At 37.0% G+C, this 22,395-nt stretch carries 15 protein-coding genes and 1 riboswitch; of the genes, 5 read left to right on the forward strand and 10 right to left on the reverse strand.

Annotation, left to right across the window (positions count from 1 at the left end; all coding sequences use genetic code 11):
* The first annotated feature begins 57 nt into the window (after positions 1-57).
* Complete coding sequence (locus LVD51_RS11875; protein WP_236971595.1) at positions 58-750, forward strand: CDP-alcohol phosphatidyltransferase family protein; 693 nt, start codon at positions 58-60, stop codon at positions 748-750.
* A 24-nt stretch (positions 751-774) separates the two neighbouring features.
* Here the strand turns inward: LVD51_RS11875 and LVD51_RS11880 are convergent, their stop codons facing one another.
* The 7 genes from LVD51_RS11880 to LVD51_RS11910 all read right to left on the reverse strand — a co-directional run bounded on the left by LVD51_RS11880 (position 775) and on the right by LVD51_RS11910 (position 9,425).
* Complete coding sequence (locus LVD51_RS11880; RefSeq protein WP_236971596.1) at positions 775-1,827, reverse strand: restriction endonuclease; 1,053 nt, start codon at positions 1,825-1,827, stop codon at positions 775-777.
* Between the two features lie 62 nt (positions 1,828-1,889).
* Positions 1,890-2,609, reverse strand: a complete 720-nt coding sequence (locus tag LVD51_RS11885; RefSeq protein ID WP_236971597.1) for a hypothetical protein — start codon at positions 2,607-2,609, stop codon at positions 1,890-1,892.
* Positions 2,610-2,663: 54 nt separating this feature from the next.
* A protein-coding gene (gene prfB / locus LVD51_RS11890; RefSeq protein WP_236971598.1) for a peptide chain release factor 2 occupies positions 2,664-3,747 on the reverse strand; the annotation gives its coding sequence in 2 pieces (ribosomal slippage) (positions 2,664-3,686 and positions 3,688-3,747; 1,083 coding nt in all).
* 6 nt (positions 3,748-3,753) lie between these two features.
* Positions 3,754-4,647: an FKBP-type peptidyl-prolyl cis-trans isomerase gene (locus LVD51_RS11895; RefSeq protein WP_236971599.1), complete on the reverse strand. Its 894-nt coding sequence runs from the start codon at positions 4,645-4,647 to the stop codon at positions 3,754-3,756.
* Positions 4,647-5,630, reverse strand: a complete 984-nt coding sequence (locus LVD51_RS11900; RefSeq protein ID WP_236971600.1) for a DHH family phosphoesterase — start codon at positions 5,628-5,630, stop codon at positions 4,647-4,649. Before LVD51_RS11900 ends, LVD51_RS11895 begins: the two co-directional genes overlap by 1 nt.
* A 41-nt stretch (positions 5,631-5,671) precedes the next feature.
* Entirely contained in the window at positions 5,672-6,091 is a 420-nt protein-coding gene (locus tag LVD51_RS11905) for a nucleoside-diphosphate kinase (protein ID WP_236971601.1), read from the reverse strand.
* A gap of 943 nt (positions 6,092-7,034) precedes the next feature.
* Complete coding sequence (locus LVD51_RS11910) at positions 7,035-9,425, reverse strand: endonuclease MutS2 (protein WP_236971602.1); 2,391 nt, start codon at positions 9,423-9,425, stop codon at positions 7,035-7,037.
* 228 nt (positions 9,426-9,653) lie between these two features.
* On the opposite strand from LVD51_RS11910, the gene aroC reads away from it, so the two are divergent.
* Complete coding sequence (gene aroC / locus LVD51_RS11915; RefSeq protein ID WP_236971603.1) at positions 9,654-10,745, forward strand: chorismate synthase; 1,092 nt, start codon at positions 9,654-9,656, stop codon at positions 10,743-10,745.
* A gap of 142 nt (positions 10,746-10,887) precedes the next feature.
* On the opposite strand, the gene LVD51_RS20135 is transcribed toward aroC, so the two are convergent.
* The 3 genes from LVD51_RS20135 to LVD51_RS11930 all read right to left on the reverse strand — a co-directional run bounded on the left by LVD51_RS20135 (position 10,888) and on the right by LVD51_RS11930 (position 17,631).
* The gene (locus tag LVD51_RS20135) at positions 10,888-15,705 is read right to left on the reverse strand and encodes a translocation/assembly module TamB domain-containing protein (RefSeq protein ID WP_236971604.1); all 4,818 of its coding nucleotides are present in this window, start codon (positions 15,703-15,705) and stop codon (positions 10,888-10,890) included.
* Between the two features lie 27 nt (positions 15,706-15,732).
* Positions 15,733-16,629, reverse strand: a complete 897-nt coding sequence (gene folP / locus LVD51_RS11925) for a dihydropteroate synthase (protein ID WP_236971605.1) — start codon at positions 16,627-16,629, stop codon at positions 15,733-15,735.
* Between the two features lie 114 nt (positions 16,630-16,743).
* Positions 16,744-17,631 (reverse strand): sterol desaturase family protein, encoded by an 888-nt coding sequence (locus LVD51_RS11930; protein ID WP_394803171.1) that lies wholly within the window; start codon positions 17,629-17,631, stop codon positions 16,744-16,746.
* A gap of 363 nt (positions 17,632-17,994) precedes the next feature.
* On the opposite strand from LVD51_RS11930, the gene LVD51_RS11935 reads away from it, so the two are divergent.
* The 3 genes from LVD51_RS11935 to LVD51_RS11945 all read left to right on the forward strand — a co-directional run bounded on the left by LVD51_RS11935 (position 17,995) and on the right by LVD51_RS11945 (position 22,386).
* Positions 17,995-18,411 carry a DoxX family protein gene (locus LVD51_RS11935; protein ID WP_236971607.1) on the forward strand — a complete coding sequence of 139 codons (417 nt, stop codon included), beginning with the start codon at positions 17,995-17,997 and terminating at the stop codon, positions 18,409-18,411.
* A gap of 218 nt (positions 18,412-18,629) precedes the next feature.
* Positions 18,630-18,888: riboswitch (cobalamin riboswitch) on the forward strand.
* Positions 18,889-19,001: 113 nt separating this feature from the next.
* Positions 19,002-19,973: a ribonucleotide-diphosphate reductase subunit beta gene (locus LVD51_RS11940; RefSeq protein ID WP_236971608.1), complete on the forward strand. Its 972-nt coding sequence runs from the start codon at positions 19,002-19,004 to the stop codon at positions 19,971-19,973.
* A 73-nt stretch (positions 19,974-20,046) separates the two neighbouring features.
* The gene (locus tag LVD51_RS11945; protein WP_236971609.1) at positions 20,047-22,386 is read left to right on the forward strand and encodes a ribonucleoside-diphosphate reductase subunit alpha; all 2,340 of its coding nucleotides are present in this window, start codon (positions 20,047-20,049) and stop codon (positions 22,384-22,386) included.
* Positions 22,387-22,395: the final 9 nt, after the last annotated feature.

A 22,395-nucleotide genomic window follows, 5' to 3' on the forward strand; every position in this document is an offset into this window, starting at 1 on the left:
AATCCTTTTCTTTGCTTGGTCACAAAAGACAGATTTTTATTAAAATCTCAACAAAATATGGTCAACATACCTAATATTTTAACTTTACTTAACTTAATAGCTGGATCCATTGCCATTTATTGCACCTTAATCAATAACTATACTGCAGTTATAGTTTTATTTCTTGCTGCACTTCTCTTTGATTTCTTAGATGGATTTATGGCCAGATTATTAAATCAGACAAGTGAAATAGGTAAACAACTCGATTCTTTGGCCGATTTAATATCCTTTGGCCTACTGCCTACCTTTTTGTTATTAGACCTAATAGAAAGAACCGTATACATCCCCGAGCAACCCTATTTCCTTGCAATTTTCATTTTGCCAGCAGCTGCTGCCTTTCGATTGGGAAAATTCAATATTACCCCTTCAGACGTACAGGGATTTAGTGGAATGCCAACACCGGCTATGGCATGGATAGTCATGGGCCTATGGTTGTTCGCCACTCCGCAAAATGCATATATTTTCCCCTTTCTAACTCAGCCATATTTGATTTTAATTATCTCCTGTATATTGGCCATACTAATGAATGTCAACCTTGCATTTTTAAAATTTACCATTAGTCCACTCAAAAGTCCCAGCACTATTAAAAGTCTTATACTAATTTTACTCAGTGTAATTATAGCGTTTGTTGACTGGCGAATGATCGGAATCGTTTCTGGATTAGCCTATATTTTACTGTCTTTCTTAGGATTAAAAACAATTAAAAAATAGAAAAATTTAAGCGGTGATACATAGTCACTCGCCTCCGGTCATTGATTTTAATAACCTATAAATTATTCGCCTAAACATTTTCTGTAAAAACGGAAATGGTCTTATTATCTCAACCATGATTGGACTCAATATATAATAGAGTGATACCAACTGCCTACCCCAAAAATAGGTTAACAATTGTTGATCGCGAAATCGAATAGCTGTATAATATTCAGAAGAAAAACGATTAAATGCAAAGGATACTACAAAACACCGCTGATCGTCTGGACTAAGTGGAGCAGACAATGTGTTCATAAATGAGAGCGAAGGGACACTGGTAGGCAATAAAATCTTATCCTCCTTGTGAACTTGAGAAAGGTGATCCTCTAAAAAATAACAGGCTATCTCCACCGAAGCACCGTTAAAAATAACCCCTGAGCTAAAATAGTTTTTTACCCACTGAACGGCATTGTACTGTTTGTTGTTCTGGGTCAACAATATGGGTAAATCTATAAACACATGGGCATTTTTGCCACTGATGTTTTCCAACTCCAGAACGACTTTGGTCAATGGTTCTGCAATGGACTCAATATGTTCATCTACCTCAACTTCAATAACCGATAGTCTAAAAACATCATCATTCTTATTTTCTGTGCTCCCATCAATATCGTACAGCCATTCATCGTCGATTTGATAAGTATTGTATACTGCATCTTTTAAAACCTGCCAATCCCAGTAAAATACCTGAGTTTTCTTACACAATTCTATAGCGGGTTGAGTAAAAGAAGAAGTTGTAACGATCATTATTTGATGACCTCCATAATATTTGGCAGCTCCAAGAACTTGATTGATATCTTGAACTCCTACTTTGTGATCCTCGTGATAGCGTTTAATTTGGACTACTGTTTTAACACCGTCTTTATCGAGGATAAGATCAGCCCCAAAATCACCAGAATAGTTGGTATTCTCAACTTTGTAGCCATTGTCTAAGAACAACTTTCCTATAAAATCCTCAAAATCATAGGGACTGATTCCTTGAAATCTAACTTTTATGGCGGCCTTTAAAAACTTTTTAAGATCAACTTGACTAAAATCCATACATTAAGTGGGTAAAGGCTGCTATATCTGACAACGGGAATCGTTATCAGGAAAAAAACATGTTATTTTACTTTTGACCAGATTTCATAGATTGGACTACCTTTAGAGCTTTTGCCACTGTGATGCCAGTTACCATCGATGACTTCTCCATTAAATTCGAGTTTCATACCGACTCTTGAATTGTCACGAGAAAAGAACTCGATGTGTTCGGTATACTTTCCATTCTTATAAGTATATCTTCCTCCACCGGTTCCAAAAAATTCTCCAGTTTCAGTATTCATAGCGATCCATTGAAATCTCTCATCGGACAAAACCTTCAGAGTTTGTCTCGCTCTTTTGGGTATAGATTGAATCTCATCGTTTACTTTTCTACCTGATATTCGCCAAATTCCGGCCAATCCTTGAGAAGATTCATCCTGTTTTATCCACTTTTGTTCAAACCCATCAGGCCGATCTACTGTCAAGGTTTTCCCATCGTATACCATGGGTATAGCAAAATATTCACCAACTAAACTAGCATCAGCGGAATGAAAATCTATTTCGACATTGAGTTCGGATCCCTGTGTCTCGTAATGACCGCCAAGGGTATAGATAAAATTGGAAGGTTCGGATGAAAACGAAGTCACGGAAAAATAGCCATCCTGCATGACCAATATATTATCGGCGTTGGATGCATCCTTATAGACACCTTGTAAATCCGTAGCTGAATTTTGAGCAACCGACAATGTAGCCCATCCTATTTGGGTCAATAACAACAAAACAACGAAATGTAATCGAGCCATAATTTTTGCTATTAAATTACAATAATTATTAGAAAACCAAAACAGAGTAAAGAATTATTTTCCAGCTTGTTCCATTAACCAAGCTTTCAAGAAGCCATCTATATTCCCGTCCAAAACATTATCCGGATTTCTAGTCTCAAATCCCGTTCTGTGATCTTTAACTCTTCGATCATCAAGCACATAACTGCGAATCTGTGATCCCCACTCGTTTTTCTGTTTACCAGACTCTATTTCATCCTTTTGAGCGCGCTGCTTTTCCAATTCCAATTCATACAATCTAGATTTTAATACCTGCAAGGCTTTCTCTCGATTCATATGTTGGGATCGTTCTTGCTGACATTCTGCCACCAAACCTGAAGGTAAATGGCGAACTCTTACGGCTGATTCTGTTTTGTTTACGTGTTGTCCACCAGCACCAGATGCTCTAAAGGTGTCCCATTCTAGATCAGCGGGATTGATTTCGATTTCTATATCATTGTCTACCATAGGATGAACAAAAACAGAGGCAAATGAAGTCATTCTTTTACCCTGAGAATTAAAAGGACTGACACGCACCAATCTATGCACACCGTTTTCCCCCTTTAACATCCCAAAGGCATAGTCTCCACTGATTTCTAGACTAACGGATTTAACACCAGCAATATCGCCGTCTTGTCGAGATAATTCCACTACTTTAAAACCACTTTTCTCCCCCCACATAATGTACATCCGCATCAACATATCGGCCCAATCACAGGCTTCTGTTCCACCAGCACCGGCGTTGATATCTAAAATACTATTTAGGGCATCCTCGGGTTGATTCAAGGTGGTTCGAAACTCTACATCTTCAAAAACAGCTAAAGCTTTAGAATAGGAAGTATCTAATTCTTCTTCAGATACTTCCTCTTCTTTATAAAATTCATAGAGCACTTCTACATCTTCAAATGCAGTCTGAGCACTCTGATACATTTCAACCCAAAATTTTAATCCCTTAATTTCTTTCAAAATGGATTCGGCCTTATCTGGCTGATCCCAAAATGAAGGATCTAAGGTCGCTTGTTGTTTTTCTTCTATTTGAATACTGCGATTAGCAACGTCAAAGATATTGTTTTAGCAGTGACAAACGATTTTTCAAATCCTGTAGTTGATCACTAGTCATATTAACTTATTTTAAAACTTCTATATAAAATACTAAGTTTGAATTAGGCGGTATTGCTTGACCAGAACCAGTCTCGCCATATCCCAATTCAGAAGGGATAAACAACAATGATTTACTACCTTCTTTCAATTTGGCCACGCCTTCGTCCCATCCTGGGATAACCATACCAGCACCTACATTAAAGGAAAAAGGAGTACCTCTTTTAAATGAATTATCGAATTCGCTACCATCGGATTCCAATACTCCGTAATAATGAACCTTAGCATTTCCATTTCCCAAGGCCTCACCGATACCTTCTTCAATGTTATAGATTTGAAGGCCGGATTCCAATTTCTCTAAAGAACCATCCAATTCACCTTTTTTGTATTTGCCCAATAAATCTTCGATAGTTGTTGCTACCTCACCTTCTTTGGCTTGAGATTCTTTCATCATTTTCATCGCTTCTTCCTTCTCCTTAGCAATATCGTCTAAATATTGATCTTCATCTACGATATCTTCAACGATGAAATAGTTGTTAACAAATTTGTTGTTGGGGAATTGCATTTTTGCTTGAGGAATAGAATCCAATTCAATATATACATTGGCCGAATCACCTGGTACCATTCTAGATAATACGTCAATAACAGGATTGGGAGTAACCATTAAAGCCGAATCCGTAGGGACCAACATTCTGATCACTTCACTCTTTGGCTGCAAATTCATAGTATCATCTAACAATACAGCAGAGGTAAAATAAATATATTTTCCCGGCTCAGTTATTTGATCACTTTTGGTCGAGGAATAGATATTAAATTTGAAACCGTCGGCGGTTACACCTTCGTAGCTCGGTTTGTCGCCCATTTGCTCACTCGAACAAGACCACAGACCTAAGACTAATAATAGAAGAGATAAAATTCTCATTAATTAATTGTTTTATATTTATTAAAAAATTCTGGCAAATGCTCTTTAAACAACGTAATAGCTGATTTCAGTCCTTTAAAATGACTGCCCCCAGATGCATTTTTATGACCACCGCCATTAAAATAATTTTTAGCGATTTCTTCTACATTGTAGTCGCCCAAAGAACGAAATGATATCTTGGTAATTGTGGGTTGCTGGGTAAACAAAACCGCAATATCAATATTATTGATCTTTAAAATGTAATTGACAATACCCTCTGCATCTCCGCGTTGAATATTAAATTTTTCAAAATCTGACTTGGTTAAAAATATAATACCCGCTCTGTATTCAGGAATTATTTCCAATCTATGATAGAGACAATATCCCAATAACCGAAGATTTTTTTCCGGTAATGCGTTATTGATTTTGTTTTGTATCTCTATATGATTAAATGGCGCCAACATTAACCTAGACAACTTTTCAAAAAGTTTTGGAGAGGTATTATAAGAGAAAGTCCCTGTATCTGTCAAAATTCCGGTGTATAGACAAGTAGCAATGTCAATATTTTCAATATACTTCTTTTGCTCCCACTCTGTCAATACATCGAAGACCAAATCACATGCCGAACTCTCACCTGGAAAAGCATAATAATATAGACTTGTCAAATCAGGATCTAAATGATGATCGACTAAAAACAAAGGTGTTTCGTATTTTTGCATCTCCAAGCCCATTTTATCTATTCGCGACAAATTATTGGCGTCTACAAAGATAAACAATTCGGCATTAGCAATACATTTATTTATTTCTTCGGATTGTCGATCGTATATTAAGATTTTATCTGAACCAGGCATCCAACTGTATATCGGAGGAAACTCAGATGGAAATGCCATAGATACCTCATGTCCATTTTGAGACAGATAGTGATAAAAAGCCAAGGTAGACCCCAATGCATCCCCATCGGGATTCCGATGAGAAGCTAAAAAGATCTTTCTTGGCTTTTCCAAAAATATTTTTAATTCCAGTATCCCTTTTTCTGGCATGCTTATTAATGCATTTCCGTTTGTGCAAAATGGAATGCCGCTTCTATGGCCGCATTTTCATCTGAATCTGATCCGTGAACCGCATTTTCACCAATACTAGTAGCATATTTAGCTCGAATAGTACCCTCAGCTGCTTCTGCGGGATTGGTGGCTCCAATTAGCGTTCTAAAATCTGCAACTGCATTGTCTTTCTCCAATACAGCGGCCACTATAGGTCCTGAAGACATAAATTCTACCAATTCACCATAAAACGGTCGCTCTTTGTGTACTGCATAAAACTCCCCAGCCTTCTCAGCTGATAGTTTTGTGTATTTCATCGCAACAATTCTAAATCCGCCCGCATTGATCTGAGCCAAAATGGCACCAATGTGTCCGTTCTTTACTGCATCTGGTTTAATCATTGTAAAAGTGATATTCCCTGCCATAATTTAACTTTTGATTTATTGGTCTTTTGTTTACAAAAAACCAGTTAGATTTAATTTTTGGTTTTAAAATTGCAAGATTACTGCCATTATTTGGAATATCAAAATACATAATCATTAAGCTTTCAACAAAACAGCTGTTTTTCCTTCTCTAAGCTAATATAAATTTAATAATTGTCGAATTATAGTCTTGAATTTCGTCCGACAATCCATTATATTGCCTTAATGTTTCTTTAGATACTAAAATTCAATTACATATTTCTACACTTAATATTTATAACTATTATGGTTATTTCCCGATGTTCCTGCATATAAATCGAACCACTTGTATCGAATTTATTCTACAAGACTGAAGAATTACTACAAAGTTAAGTCGTAACAAATATTTACATTTACTATTGAAATCTATACAAGAGACGCATACCTCGTTCGTTTCGGTATTAATATTATTAATCGCCGCTCGTATAATAGTATGTAGTTACTTAACCCAGATTAACCCATCATTGGTGAGTAAAAAATTTTAAAGAGACAATCTAACACCCCACGGTTGTCTCTTTATTATTGAATTTTTTTACATTCCCCATTGTTTTCCCCAAAAGAAATGTTTAGGTCGGCCAGTGATAAGGTCTATCGCGACCTTATCACATTGGCTGCCAAATCACACAATTGAAGTCTTCATATAACACCCCACCTACGACATAGGAATTTTTTATCGAATTCGATTTCCCCTCTAGCCTCCGAAGGAATAACAAGACAATCATGTCATAAAATATATAAATGGGAATAGAATTTACAACTCTTTATATTCGATATTTACAGGAAAATACAAACCTCCTTCTTTGTAATAAGACAACTTTTTCATCAAAAATGAAAATCCTTTTTGAAATTATAAATTTCAATATCAAAATCAAACACAAACATTTGTCTTACAATATATTGACAAATTCTAAAATTTAACAATGGTAACCCCATCCCCCCCCTTATTGGGTTCGGGATGACTAATTTCCTTAATGGCCTTAAATTCTTGCAAAATATCTCTGACCAATCGCTTTAATACACCGCTACCCTTACCGTGAAGTATACGCAATTCGTGTGCATTTGAAACAAGAGCATCATCCATAAATTGAAACAATTCCTTCTGTGCTTCGGCCACAGAATATCCTCTGATATCAATCTTGGTTTCCATAGACTCTTTTGATTGGTTCAACTTCAATGCAACTGAAGTCGTTCTTTTTATATTGAGGGGTTCACGCCCCGGACGCAAATCAGCCTTGGCTACCGTCAATCTTATTATACCAGACTGTAATACAACCTTATTTTTTTGAATGGACATGACTTCCCCTGATGTTTCGCCATCTTTGAGTTTGACAAAGTCGCCCACCTTAATATTCTTAAAGAAGTCTTTGGGTATTTTCTCATGTTTTACCACTGATGCCGACAAATCTTTTATCTCTTCCTTTAATTGTCCTTGTTCTTCTTTGATATCGGCTTCCATTGCTTTTGCTATCTCAATATTATCTTTGGATTGCAACTCCTTTAACTTTTGCTTTAAAGCCTTTCTCGCCAATTCGGTTTCATTGTAAACCTCCTTCTTGCGATCTATCTTCCATTTTTTCTTTTGATAGGTCAATTCATTAGCTAGAGATTGATTGCTCTTAAGTAGTTTGTCAATCTTTTTCTTTTCTTCCGCTAACTCCTTTTCTTTTTTGGCAAGAACCGTCTTTTCATTTTCCAAATTAACCAACATCTCCTCAATAGCCCATTTGTTTTTACCAGACTTTTTCTTGGCGTACTCTATTATTCCATTATCTAAGCCCGTCTTTTTGGCAATTTCAAAGGCAAAAGAACTCCCCGGCTGTCCCAAAACAAAACGATAGGTAGGCTCCAAATGCTTTTTATCAAAACTCATCGCAGCATTGATAATGCCTTTTTGTTGATCGGCATACATTTTCAAATTAAAATAATGGGTGGTAACTATACCCCATACCCGCTTTTTGTTCAATTTATTTAAGACTGCTTCCGATATAGCTCCTCCATACTGGGGATCTGTACCACTTCCCATCTCATCGATAAACACGAGAGACTTCGAGTCTGATAAATCAACAAAATTTTTCATATTCTTTAAATGCGAACTATAGGTACTCAAATCCTCTTCCAAAGACTGTTGATCTCCTATGTCAGCAAACATTCGACTAAAAATCCCACAGGTAGAACGCGGATCGACAGGAATCAAAAAACCACATTGAATCATCATTTGATTCAGGGCTACCGCTTTCAACAATATCGACTTCCCTCCAGCATTGGGACCAGATAACAATACCATTTTATTGGGGGGTTGCATATTGAGCTCAAATGGTATGGTTTTTTTATTTACCGCATTATTTTTAAGTAACAACAGTGGATGATAAGCTTGAAACCATTGTATAAATGGACTAGATTTTAACTGAGGTAAGGAAGCTTGCATTTTTAAAGCCAGTTCGGCTTTTCCACACCAAATATCCACAAAGGTGAGGATATTATAGCCTTCCTTTAAATAAAATAATAGCGATCGAATACTGGCACATATTTGACGGATGATCTTATTGACTTCCTGTCTAATATCACTTCGCAAATTAAATGAATCTTGATACAGAGATATCATTTCTTCTGGTTCTATATAGACGGTCTTCCCAGAAGCCGACTCATCTTGAATTATCCCTCTAACCCTTCTCTTATTTTCGATGGCTACGCAGAGAACTCTTCTTCCATTCTTATAACTTTCAAAAGGCTCACTCAACAAATCGCCCCCTTTGTATTTGCCCAATACCTGCTGAAACACACTGTGTATGGTCTTTTCCATTTTGTCCAATTGCTGGTATAATTTCTCAAGAGTTGGACTGGCTTTCCGGTGTATAGACCCATCGGGCTCAAAAATCTTGTTCAATTGGTCGAGCAGTGGAAATAGAGGAGGTGGAATATGAGCCACATTATCTTTAAACACTGAAGTTGATTTAACCGTTGAATTTTTGCCCCAATCCCTAAGCGAACTGATGACCATTAGAAACTGACGAATTTCAAGAACTTCTTCCACAGACAAGGAATAATTCTCAATCTCAAGTCGGCTGAAATAATCCTCCAATTCGGCGTATTCACCGATATTCAATTGGAACCCATTCAGCATAATCGACTTCATTTCTTCAACATAGTTCAATTCTTGAACCCAGAGATCATAATTTTGATAGGGTTGAGTCGCTTTTATATGTTCTTTAGCCCTGCCCCCCTGTACCAAATTGGCCGTCAATGTCAAAATTTGATCGAACTCGATGTCTTCGGAAAATGTTTCTGGATATATAATCATAGTGGCAATTATAGGACAAAATTAAAAAACCAATGAATTAAATTTAAACAACGGCAAATATAAAACTTCCCAACAAATCAATTTTAAACCCAAATCAAGCTTTTAATACAACCACTTTTATAATTCAACCTGGACTATTCTATACGATACCATTGCCATATTGGTCTTAAATAAATAAAATTTACCTAATTTTGGTTTTCAAATTTTCGATACCTATTAATAATATCTATGAGTGGAAATAGTTTTGGAAAAATTTTTAGAATTTCAACATTCGGAGAATCGCATGGCAAAGGGCTTGGCGTTATTATAGATGGCTGTCCTTCAGGCATTAAAATCAATATAGAAGATATCCAACGCGATTTGGATCGCCGCAGACCTGGACAATCTAAGATTGTAACTCAACGAAAAGAGAAAGATCAAATCGATATTTTGTCTGGAATCTTTGAAGGAGTAACTACAGGAACACCCATTGGCATGGTTATTCTCAACCAAGATCAAAAATCCAAAGATTACAACCACATCAAAGATACTTTCCGACCTTCTCATGCAGATTATACCTATAATGAAAAGTACGGATTTAGAGATTACCGAGGTGGGGGTCGATCATCGGCCAGAGAAACAGCCATGCGTGTAGCAGCTGGAAGTGTGGCCAAAGCCATATTGGCACAAATGAATGTGACCATCCACAGTTACGTATCTCAAGTGGGAAATATCAAACTCGACACTCCTATTGATCAGATTGATACCAGTCTTATAGAATCCAATATCGTCCGCTGTCCAGATGCGGATACTGCCCTAAAAATGGAAGAATTGATTCTGGAAACCCGTAAAAATGGTGACACCATAGGAGGTGTAGTTACTTGTATCATCAATAACTATCCCGCTGGAATGGGCGAACCTGTGTTTGACAAACTCCATGCTGAGTTGGGTAAGGCCATGTTGAGCATAAATGCCTGTAAAGGATTTGAAATTGGAAGTGGATTTTCATCAGTATCTATGAATGGATCTCAACACAACGATTTATTCTACGTTGACAGTGATGGAAACATGAGAACGAAAACCAACTACTCCGGGGGCATCCAAGGAGGCATTTCTAATGGTATGCCTATATATTTTAATGCAGCTTTCAAACCGGTGGCTACTATTATTCAACGACAAAAGTCGATCAATACCCAGGGAGAAGAAGTGGATTTGGATGGCAAGGGAAGACACGACCCTTGTGTAGTTCCTAGAGCGGTCCCCATTGTAGACGCCATGGCTGCTATAACCTTGGTAGATGCATTTCTTCTACAACAACGCATGGCTTTTAATACAATCTAAGTATAAACGAATAACTAAAGTGATTCCTCTTTCGCAATATATACCATGATGGTTGGGTGAACCGTCAATGGAAAAAGAATGTATGAGTTAAGATAGAAGGCATCCATCTTCTCAAGAAGATAGATAGTATACAGAAAATGTTTTACAATTCGGATTTCGATCTCGAACCAAAAATAAAATTATAGAAACTGTCAAATTCCTTCCTATAGCTAAGACCGACACCGAATTTGGCATTTTTCTCAGTTCGATATGGTTCTGTTCTTTGATATAGATTGGCCTTTAGGCGATGATCCTCAGTGATGGCGTATTCTATTACAAAATCATGAGTAATCAAAGTATTGGCATTAAAAGCCGATCCCGTTAAAAGATTGGCTTCTGTTCGGATTCGCAGTCGATTGTCCAAAAATCCAAACTCTGGTTGTAAAATAATTTCATTACCCGTTTTCACCCCGGTGTTGACGTCACGTTCATAGGAATTTCGATATACATTATAACCTACATTGAGTTCTATATCGGAAATAAAGGCTACATCATCCAGTGACGACTGCAGATATTCCGTAATAAAGAAAGACAATTGATTGGTCAGCACTTCAGACACCGTATTCACAACCGTCCCATCAATATTTACCACCGATGATACACTGGGGATAAAAGATCGCGCTATCAACAAACCGAATACTTGTTTATTGATTTCATTCTGATCATCTTTTAATACCCTCATTCGATCTTCCACGTAATTTTTGATTTGACCTGACAATTCAGGGAATTCAATGTTGAAATTGATCTCGGGTGAAAACAAGTCACCACTGAGATGAAGAAACAAATCGACTGGCGTTGCATTCTGCGCCAACTCTTGCAATCGATCATCACTTACGTTTAGGTATTCGATAATAAAATTGTAAGGTGGAGTACGCACTGAATACGAAGCATCAAGGTCAATTTTGGCATCGAGAGGATCCCCATTCCAAGTAATGGTCCCTCCCCTATTTATTTTAAACGATTTTCGCGTAAAGTTCAATTGTGCAAATAAATATTGCCCAGAAATCACTTCATAGGTTCCCTGCATGGTAAAATTGCCGGAACGACTCATCTCCATATGCAGTTCACTAAAACCTCGAGATCTTAGAATATCTCCGGAAGATTCGTCGAGAATAATGGAAACTTCACAATCTTCCGTAAGGGTTAAATCTAGATTTAGTTTTAGTCCTTCTATCTTAAATCGTCCGTTGTCTACTTTGATATTGTCGTATTCTTCAAAAGTATTATTGCTAATAAAATTAATAAAGAAATCTTCATTTCGATCCACCGATATCGTCGATGATATAGGGATAGAGATATGTGATGTAGGTCCTGTTCGAGCTTGAACATCCATATTCAGTTGAGTAAACGGGCCAGAAATGTGAAGTGATGCCTTGCCCAGGCCTCGTCCATAAAATAAAGCTCCTTCGGTGTTCTGAGTATTTAACAGCAAAAATTTATCGGAAGACACCCTAGTATCCATCCTAAAATTGGTCAAATGATCATGTCTTATCCCTCCGGAAACATCAGCTAAGTTCCCCTCTGAATCCACCATATTGATATCGTCAAAATCAATTAAATCATTGGACAAATCCACTCCTGAATTAATAAACTTGTATTCTGTACCCAACAATGGTATCGTGGTTTTACCGTTGATCAAGGCACGTCCCCCAATATCCGCCTGTTGACCATCACTTTCCAAAGTGACAGAAGCATTGACATATCCAGAGGTTTGATTAATGATATCGGACATCAAAAACTCTAATACCAATATTGGAAATTGATTGGCTTGAATGTCAAAATCAAATATGGGTATCTTATTCTCGTCTTTATTGAATATATCATAAGCTCCCTTAGCGATCATGGTTTTCTTCCCCTTGTTCTCAAAATTCATAGAGACATTGGCCATTTGTTGAAGTCCCAATGTATAGAACAAGGTCGTAAATGTACCAAAATTTTCATTGTTGATTACCATATCTTGAACAATGGTTTCAACCTCTAAACCAGTGAGATTAAAAATATTTTCAACCCCAATCACGACATCACCACTGCCGCTAAATTTAAATTTCCCATTGGGAAAAAATCGATCTAAAAACTGAATATCTACATTTCGCACTCCTGCCACCATGGATTCATCAGTAGCACTCTGGACATATAGATTTCTATCACCAGAAGTAAAGACAAGATTATCCACAAACAACCTTCCTTTTCCCACACTGATGGAGTTTTCTTGATTGAGCATCCATTCGCGCTTCAACAACTCAAAAGAAGAACTATCTATGCCCAGCTCAAAATTTTTGTCGGCCTGAAACTCATTACTACCCGCTATATAAAAACGATCTACGATATTGTTAATCGATTTGGTTTCCAATTTAAAGCCCAATTGATCGCCAATTAATTTGGCGTTTAGCTGCAAACTGTCGACAAATAAATTACCCGAGTGAAAATTATCTGCATACACTATCCATTCGTTATCCGTCTTACTGCCACTGGCATTAATATTGAGAGCCTCTATAATATTTTTATCAAATTGAATCTTTGGTGCCGATGCTTGAAAGTAGTACTCAAAATTTTCTCTCCCCCTGTTTCTATAGGTTAACGAAAGATTTAGATCGTGGATCGTATCCAATTTTGCATTGATTAAGTGACTAAACTCCTGGGTATCATTGACATCAATTACCATAGTAAAGTCATTGGAATAAATGGTATCCGAAGACAGATTGACATCGGGAAAATAACTGATAATCTGAGGATGGCGACTTTTCAGAATCTCATAAGTAGTACTTAGAATATTTTCCATATTAAACTGACCGTCTATATTGATAGACAAGATATCCGACCTCAACTTCCAATCTTTGAAATTATTCCCCCAGGATTTGGCATCGAAGGTAATCTCATTCATATGAAAGTCTATACTGTCCTCTCGGGTGAGAATAAAGTTATTGAGACGAGCATATCCACTGAGACTATCGATGGGCATAACTATGAGGTCGACATCCACATTTCCTGAAAGTGCCACTCTGACATCGGATAAATTTAATTCATCTAATTGGGCATTGTTTATCCTTCCCAGCACATTGATCCGTGGAATAGCAGAAAAATCGATAATCCCGTTGAGTACAAAATCCAACTCCTCTTTATCCATGCCCAAACTCCCGTTGAATCGATTGTTTTCTACCCGGCCATTTAACACAAAATCCTTGTAGGTATATCCTTTAAAATATATAGAGTCTACCCTTCCTTGAATAAAGGCCGTCATTTGATTTAGATTAAAACTTTCCCCCTCATTGAGGTTTGCAGTCAAACTAACCCTACCCAAATCGGGATTGGCAAAGAAGGTACCTATATCAAAATTTTTCAGTCCAAATTCGGTGTTGTATTTAATACTTTTTAGATTTAACTCTGTTCGATTATGAACGATACCCAATGCGGTCTTAGCTGTCAAATCACTGACCAGGCGATTTCCATTGACATCAACGGATCCGTAAATGCCAATATTGACTAAGGAATCCAATCCCAGAGGAAAGTCTATAAAAGAGAGATTCTTTTTAAGATACCAACTAGGTATTGACGTCTTCTTAAAATTAAAAGTATATCTATTGGGAAGTTCACTTAATACGTTTTTAATATGAAATCCACCACCGAGCAATAATCCATCATCAGACAATTTCCATTCTTCTGCCGTAAAATCGTTTAATGTGCCCCGCAATTTAAATTCAGCTTGATAAACTTTCTCGAGATTACCCTGCATCGCTTCATTGTCGGCCAAACTAGGAAATAAGGTAGCTATATCAACCATGTGAATTTGGCCTTCGGGTAAATCGGCTTGCCAATTGACTAGATTCTGAAAATCTAAGAAATTTTGAATTTTTGTAAAGTCAAACACAAGATCTCCACTGACATAGGACTGCAATACATTAAAGTGAACATCATTCACTGTTAGTTTTGTCTCTTCCAATTCCAAATTACCAAACGAAGCCTGCTTAATGGTCACAGAATCCGCAATATTAAACCCTACGCTGAAATCCTTGGCCAATACGTGATTTTCATCGGAATCTCCCTTTCCCAAACTTCCATTTATTTCTTTAAAATGAACGGTGTGGTTATAATCAGCTATATCTGTGTTCCAATTAAACACATTAAGACGTCCATCGATAATTTCAAGATCATCGACATCTAAATCAAAAAACCAAAAAATATGTTTTTTTTCCTCAGTGTCAACAATATTGTTTGCAATGGCTATTGAATCTTTTTCAGCTTGAATTTCAGCCAACAACAAACTGATAATTGGATGATCTCCTGCCGTTTGTTTGGCTCCATAAATAGTCACATCGGGACGGGTAATGACCATATTCTTTAAGGCGTATTGATCGGAGAAGTTAGCAGAAGTTACTTCACCAGAGATTTGATCGGTAATGACATCTATATCAAATTTGGTTACCGTATCTTTAAAATTAAGATTAAAATAACTAACATCAATTTCACAGGGAGAAAACAAAAACCGCATAGGATCTTTATTCTCCTCGGTAAGTCCCATATTCCCACTCAATTTTTCTTTGGAATAGTTAAATATCCCTCGAAAAACAACGGAATCGGCTTTTACACTCGAAAAGGTAATTTCTTTTCGAATCAATTTAATCGGATTGACATTTATAGCGACAGTGGCATCGGACAAGTACAACATCGTATCTAAGCCTTCCTTGGCCAGTAACAACCTCTGTATATGAATTTTATTAAAGGGTTGAAAATCAATATTTCCAACAGACACAGTTAAACCCAACTTATCTTTTAAGAATTGGGATGATCCATTGATTACTTTGGTTTGAACGGTAGACGAATTGAGGAATAAAACCAGACCGGAAAACAATAACACCACAAATAGAACCAATCCAAGTCCTATTCGCTTAAGTATTCTCCATTTATCTTTTTGTTCTGTTTCCACCAATTTAATTTAGGGTCAAACCTTGTTTTAAAATTCCATATTTACAATATTATCAGAATTGAATTCCTCCCATATTTTAATACACTGAACGGCTTCTTTGACATCGTGCACTCGAAGTATCTTGGCACCTTTGGCCAAAGCCAACATATGAACAGCAGTCGTTCCATTGAGTGCTTCTTCTACATTGACATCGAGTACATTTCTTATAAAGGATTTCCGCGATACACCGACCAATATCGGAAACCTCAGTACATCATATGCATCCAAATAATGTAATAACGAAAAATTATGTACTATAGTCTTACCAAAACCTATGCCAGGGTCTAAAATTAGGTCTACAATATTGGCTTTTTTAGCTGATTCGATTCTTTCTGTAAAATAATCGAATACACTGAGCACTACATTTTCGTAATGAGGATCATTCTGCATGGTTTCAGGCAGACCTTCCATATGCATAATTACAAATGGAACAGGATATTTCCCTACCACGTGTAACATGTCTTTGTCGTACATGCCACCAGAGATATCGTTGATCATGGCAGCCCCATGGGATAACACCCATTCTGCGACCTTACTGTGCAGCGTATCTACCGATATCAAAGCCTTGGGAAAGGTGGACTTCAATTCACTGAAGTAAATCTTAATCCTTTTTAGTTCTTCATCTTCTGACAAAATCTTGGAACCTGGTCTAGAACTCATCGCTCCAATATCGATAAACCATGCCCCTTCTTTAATCATTTTGTCGGCACTGTAAATCATATCGTCAATGGCCTTAATTCTCGAAGCAGGATAAAACGAATCTTCATTAAAATTGAGTACTCCCATCACCTTAGGCGATTGAAGATCAACGAGATGTCCATGACAATTTAAAGTATCATATGTAATCAAATTGATGTATCGTTTAACATGATTTATGGTTTGCATAAAGCACAAACCGAAATTTAAACGAATTTAGGGATTTGAGTTGATAAAATGAAAGAGTCTATTATGCTAATTCAGAATAGTAATCGAATTTCTCCCCTAGCTAGCAATAAAAAACTAATTGGATGATTTAGAACTTTTAATAAAAGGGGCCAACCATTGTTTTTTTACCCCTTGGGGATATTCTTCATCTCCGGGAAATCCCAGCTCAATATTTTTACCATCCTTTGGGATATAAGCTGTTTTAAAAATATAATCCCAAATACTAAGACTCTGACCAAAATTGGCTCCATAACGATGCTCATATGGCAATATCTTGGCGTGATGCCAGATGTGCATTTTGGGATTGTTCAACAAATATTTAAACGGTCCATAATCCCATCCAATGTTACTGTGATTGAGATGCCCCACTAGAATAGTAAAAACGTGAATTATAAAAAAATCCTGAATACCAAAACCTATCATAGCCAATGGTATATATTGCAGTGTCTTATAGACTACTATCTCCATCCAGTGAAAGCGAAAATGAGCCGCAAACCCCATTTCTTTTACCGAATGGTGTAATTTGTGAAATTCCCATAGGAAAGGAATTCGATGCAACAATATATGGATAAACCACTGCACAAAATCTACTACAACAAACATGGTCAACCACTGTAAAACTACAGGCCAACTTCCTATTTCGACGGCTACAAGATTCTCCATCCCCCCCCAAGCCAAAACATCATTAAACATTTCAACAGCCACATCGGAAATTGCATTATATCCCACTAAAGAAAAAATAAAAAAATTGAATATCATATAGAATCCATCCAACCAAAAATCTTTCCGAAAGGCAGTTCCTCGATCTACCCATGGTATAATGATTTCTATTACCCAGACCATTAATGACAATCCAATTAGCCAGTAAAAATAGTTATGCCAAGAGGGTTGAGTAATCTCTTGAAAGAGGTAATGACCATAGCCTGTAAATGAAGAAGTTAAAATTTCAATATACTTATCCAATTCTTCTACATTATTTATTGTTCTAAAAAATAGGGAGTAAACCATTTAAAAATTCCAAAATTAAACTAATAAAAACAAAGTATTTGTTACAAAAGTCACAGAGTAAAAATACTGTCAGGGAGGACTCCTGGTTTATTCAAATAAATTGAAAACAAGGTCCTGAATCAAAATAAACAAATCTACTCATTATCAATAAATTACTATGACTTACTTCATTTAATCATAATAGGAATTTGATATTATAATTTGTTAGTATTTTTTTTGGAAAGAATTAAAATTCTAGGTATTTTTCTTAATTTATAAATTAGTTTTGTAGCAATATTCAGGCCAATCGCTATCCACCAAAATCAAAAAACATAGACCATGAAACGATCCTCGATGAATGAAAATATGACGAGTTTAATATTACGACTGATCTTTGGATTGTTTATACTATTCGGGCATGGCTGGAATAAATTAGTTAAAATTATTGAGGGTAATTTTGACTTTCAGTCGGTTTTTGGAATACCTTCTTCACTAACCTTAATTCTAGCCATCTTTGCCGAAGTATTATGTGCAGGTCTGTTGATTCTGGGTTTTAAGACACGTTGGGTCGCAACCATATTATTCTTTACCATGATATCAATTGCCTTTACAGCACACAGCGGTGATCCACTCTTTATGTCCAATGCCAACACTGGAAACAGCAAAGAATTCGCCCTATTATACGCTGGAGGATTTTTGGCCATTATGTTTATTGGAGGTAGAAAATACTCTATCGACGGCATACTAAATTCTTAACCAATCCAATTTAAACCATTGAAATTGTTATATTTATACATCCCTGCCATTTTCTAATCGAATAAGAATTTTTGAACAGATACCATTGTTTAATGAGTCATGGATAATAAGTAAGAAATATACAGATGACCTTCTCTCCTAGGTCATTCATTATCACACATATATACATTTATCAACATTTGTTGGTAAGAATATCTAAAAAATAAAATAACTACCACCATCTTTGTATCAGCTTAGGTTTCGAAAAGACCCTCCGGTTTTGACGAATTAATAGGGAATCCAGTGCTTTTTTAGTTAAACTAAAAAATATTCTGGAGCTGTCCCCGCAGCTGTAAGCCTCATTGTAGGAAGTAAAACCTACTAAAAGGCTCTTGAGTAATCTATATACCACTGTTTTAAAGACGAAGAAGTCACAAAATGGGAAGGTGATTCAAGAGTGAGGTAAGCCAGAAGACCTGCCTATGTCTGTAATATCCATTGCTTTCGGTGTGAAAAGTAAGGTGGTTATAGATATATCATCATGTCATTAACCCCTGCTCATTAACTTAATCACCGTTTGCAGACATTTTTTAATTATTAAAGTAAAAGTCATGCAAACCGAACCACTATTATGTGAAAACAAAGATCGCTTCGTCCTCTTCCCCATCCAGCACAGCGATATCTGGGAAATGTACAAACAACACGAAGCTTCTTTTTGGACAGCAGAAGAAATCGACCTTCAACAAGATCTTATAGATTGGAATAGTAGACTGTCCGAACAAGAGCAATATTTCATTAAGCACATTTTGGCCTTTTTTGCCGCCAGTGATGGCATTGTAAATGAAAATTTAGCCGTTAATTTCCTCCAAGAAGTCCAATATCCTGAAGCGAGATGTTTTTATGGATTTCAAATAATGATGGAAAACATTCATGCGGAAACCTATTCCCTACTCATCGATACTTATATCCAAGAAAGTAAAGAAAAAGATTATCTATTCAATGCAGTAGAAAACATTCCCTGTATACAAAAGAAAGCGGAGTGGGCATTAACATGGATAGAAAATGGAAATTTTGCCGAACGTCTTATCGCTTTTGCTGCTGTTGAAGGCATTTTCTTTAGCGGTAGCTTTTGTTCAATATTTTGGCTAAAAAAGAGAGGTCTGATGCCTGGCTTGGCCTTTGCCAATGAACTTATATCCAGAGACGAAGGATTGCATTGTGATTTTGCCTGCTTGTTGTATAACCAGCATTTGGAAAACATCCTTCCTCGAGAACAAGTCCGGAAGATCATCATTGATGCTGTAACCATTGAAAAAGAATTTATTTGCGAGGCATTGCCTGTCCGACTCATTGGCATGAACGCCGATCTCATGAGCCAATATATAGAGTTTGTAGCAGATAGGTTGTTGGTAGAATTGAACTGTGAACCAGAATACAAAAGCGCAAACCCCTTCGATTTTATGGATATGATATCCATTCAAGGCAAAACCAACTTCTTCGAAAAAAGAGTAGCCGAATATCAGAAGGCTGGTGTAATGACGAACAATGACAAAGATCCTTTTTCATTGGAAGAAGATTTTTAATGCCAAGTTTCATTTTTATCTAACATCTATTAGCACGGATATTTCTTATGCTAAATCAATAATTTAAAACAACATGGAAGTAAAAAAAAGAAATGGAGAACTCCAAGCAGTCTCTTTCGACAAAATAAAAAACAGAATTTTCAGTCTTAATTCCGGATTAAACATCGATTCGAGTCTAGTCATTGAATTGTGCAAAAAAGTTATTGACGGTTTATACGACGGCATTCATACGGCCGAGCTCGATCAATTGGCTGCTGAAACCGCAGCAACTATGACGGTAAAACATCCAGATTTTGCCATGCTTGCCGCCAAAATTGAAATCAGTAACCTCCACAAAAACACATCAGATCAATGGATTGACGTTCTCGAACAACTCTTGCGATTTAATTCAGAGGACGGCAATTATGAAAAGGCCTTAATCGATCCCCAATTATATAAAATTGCTGTAAAACACCGAGAACAGATAGAAGCTGCTATAGACTATAATAGAGATTTTGATTTCGATTATTTCGGAATAAAAACTTTAGAAAGATCCTACCTTATTCGAATTAACAACCAAATAGTAGAAAGACCTCAGCATATGTATATGAGGGTTGCTTTGGGCATCCATAAAACCGATATCGAAGCTGCTCTCAATACCTACCATAAATTAAGTGAAAAGTTTTTTATACACGCAACACCTACCCTCTTCAATGCAGGAACATTAAAACCACAGATGTCATCCTGCTTTTTATTGAGTATGAAGGAGGACAGTATTGCTGGCATATACGACACTCTTAAACAATGCGCTATTATTTCACAAGCGGCAGGTGGGATAGGACTACACATACACAATATTAGAGCCAGTGGCAGCTTTATCAAAGGCACCAATGGCACTTCAAATGGACTTATTCCCATGTTGAAGGTATTTAACGACACGGCTCGATATGTAGACCAAGGTGGAGGAAAAAGAAAAGGAGCCTTTGCCATCTATATCGAACCTTGGCATGCCGATATTTTTGAATTCCTAGATTTGAGAAAAAACCATGGCAAGGAAGAACTTCGTGCTCGGGATCTATTTCAGGGATTATGGATACCAGATTTGTTTATGCAGCGTGTAAAAGACAATAAGGATTGGTCGCTATTCTCCCCTGATTCTGCTCCGAGGTTAGACGACGTCTACGGTCGTGAATTCGAGGAATTATATCGTAAATACGAAGCGGAAGGACGACAGAAAAAGGTAGTCAAGGCCAGACAACTTTGGCAAGCTATTCTCGAAGCTCAGATAGAAACGGGGAATCCTTATATGTTGTACAAAGATGCCGCCAATGAGAAATCCAATCAAAAAAACTTGGGAACGATAAAATCCTCAAATTTATGTACTGAGATTATTGAGTACAGCTCTCCAGACGAAATCGCAGTATGTAATCTGGCTTCGATCGCCCTCCCTAAATTTGTAACCGACAATGGATTTGATTTCAAAGCACTAGAGGAAATTACTGGTATTATCGTCAACAATTTAAATAAAATCATAGATCACAACTACTATCCGCTACCTGAAACGCGTAAAAGTAATCTATCTCACCGACCGATGGCTATTGGAGTTCAAGGACTAGCTGATGTATTTGCCTTATTAAAATGGCCATTCGAAAGCGATGAAGCCAAACAGCTCAATAAAGATATTTTTGAAACCATCTACTATGCCGCAGTTTGCAAATCAATAGAACTGTCGAAAAAAGATGGTCCGTACAGTAGTTTCCAAGGGAGTCCAGCCTCCAAAGGTCTCTTTCAATTTGACCTGTGGAATGTTACCCCATCGGATCGCTACGACTGGCATCGATTGAGAGGTGAGGTCAAAAAATACGGAATGCGAAACTCCCTATTACTCGGTCCAATGCCAACTGCTTCAACCTCTCAAATATTGGGGAATAATGAATGTATGGAACCTTTCACTAGCAATTTATACACCAGAAGGGTATTGAGTGGAGAATTTGTAGTAGTCAATAAGCACTTATTGAAAGAATTACTCGACCTCAATCTATGGGATGAAACCATGCGTCATCGATTAATGGCAGCCAATGGCAGTATCCAAGATATGGAAGACCTGCCCGCCGATCTTAGAGAGCGATACAAGACCGTTTGGGAGATGAAACAAAAAAACATAATCGATATGTCTATCGACCGCGCTCCTTTTATCTGTCAAAGCCAATCCCTCAATATTTTCCTTGAAAATGCAAGTTTTAACAAATTGACTTCAATGCACTTTTACGCTTGGGAAAAAGGACTGAAAACGGGAATGTATTACTTGAGAACAAAAGCAGCCGCAGATGCCATTAAATTTACGGTAAATAAATCCTTGACTTCATCCGCCTCATCGGAAAATGAAGTCGCCTGCAATCTTGAAGATGGTGAATGCCTGAGTTGCGGTAGTTAATCCAAAGTA

Source organism: Membranihabitans marinus (assembly GCF_021729155.1).
Taxonomy (GTDB): Bacteria; Bacteroidota; Bacteroidia; order Chitinophagales; family Saprospiraceae; genus Membranihabitans; species Membranihabitans marinus.

What these genes read in the sequence shown, in the direction of transcription:
- LVD51_RS11885 (WP_236971597.1), bottom strand. Translation starts at nt 2,609, where the DNA reads ATGGCTCGATTACATTTCGTTGTTTTGTTGTTATTGACCCAAATAGGA.
- folP (WP_236971605.1), bottom strand. Translation starts at nt 16,629, where the DNA reads ATGCAAACCATAAATCATGTTAAACGATACATCAATTTGATTACATAT.
- LVD51_RS11910 (WP_236971602.1), bottom strand. Translation starts at nt 9,425, where the DNA reads ATGATTATATATCCAGAAACATTTTCCGAAGACATCGAGTTCGATCAA.
- LVD51_RS11945 (WP_236971609.1), top strand. Translation starts at nt 20,047, where the DNA reads ATGGAAGTAAAAAAAAGAAATGGAGAACTCCAAGCAGTCTCTTTCGAC.
- LVD51_RS11935 (WP_236971607.1), top strand. Translation starts at nt 17,995, where the DNA reads ATGAAACGATCCTCGATGAATGAAAATATGACGAGTTTAATATTACGA.
- LVD51_RS11880 (WP_236971596.1), bottom strand. Translation starts at nt 1,827, where the DNA reads ATGGATTTTAGTCAAGTTGATCTTAAAAAGTTTTTAAAGGCCGCCATA.
- LVD51_RS11875 (WP_236971595.1), top strand. Translation starts at nt 58, where the DNA reads ATGGTCAACATACCTAATATTTTAACTTTACTTAACTTAATAGCTGGA.
- LVD51_RS11895 (WP_236971599.1), bottom strand. Translation starts at nt 4,647, where the DNA reads ATGAGAATTTTATCTCTTCTATTATTAGTCTTAGGTCTGTGGTCTTGT.
- LVD51_RS11905 (WP_236971601.1), bottom strand. Translation starts at nt 6,091, where the DNA reads ATGGCAGGGAATATCACTTTTACAATGATTAAACCAGATGCAGTAAAG.
- aroC (WP_236971603.1), top strand. Translation starts at nt 9,654, where the DNA reads ATGAGTGGAAATAGTTTTGGAAAAATTTTTAGAATTTCAACATTCGGA.
- LVD51_RS11940 (WP_236971608.1), top strand. Translation starts at nt 19,002, where the DNA reads ATGCAAACCGAACCACTATTATGTGAAAACAAAGATCGCTTCGTCCTC.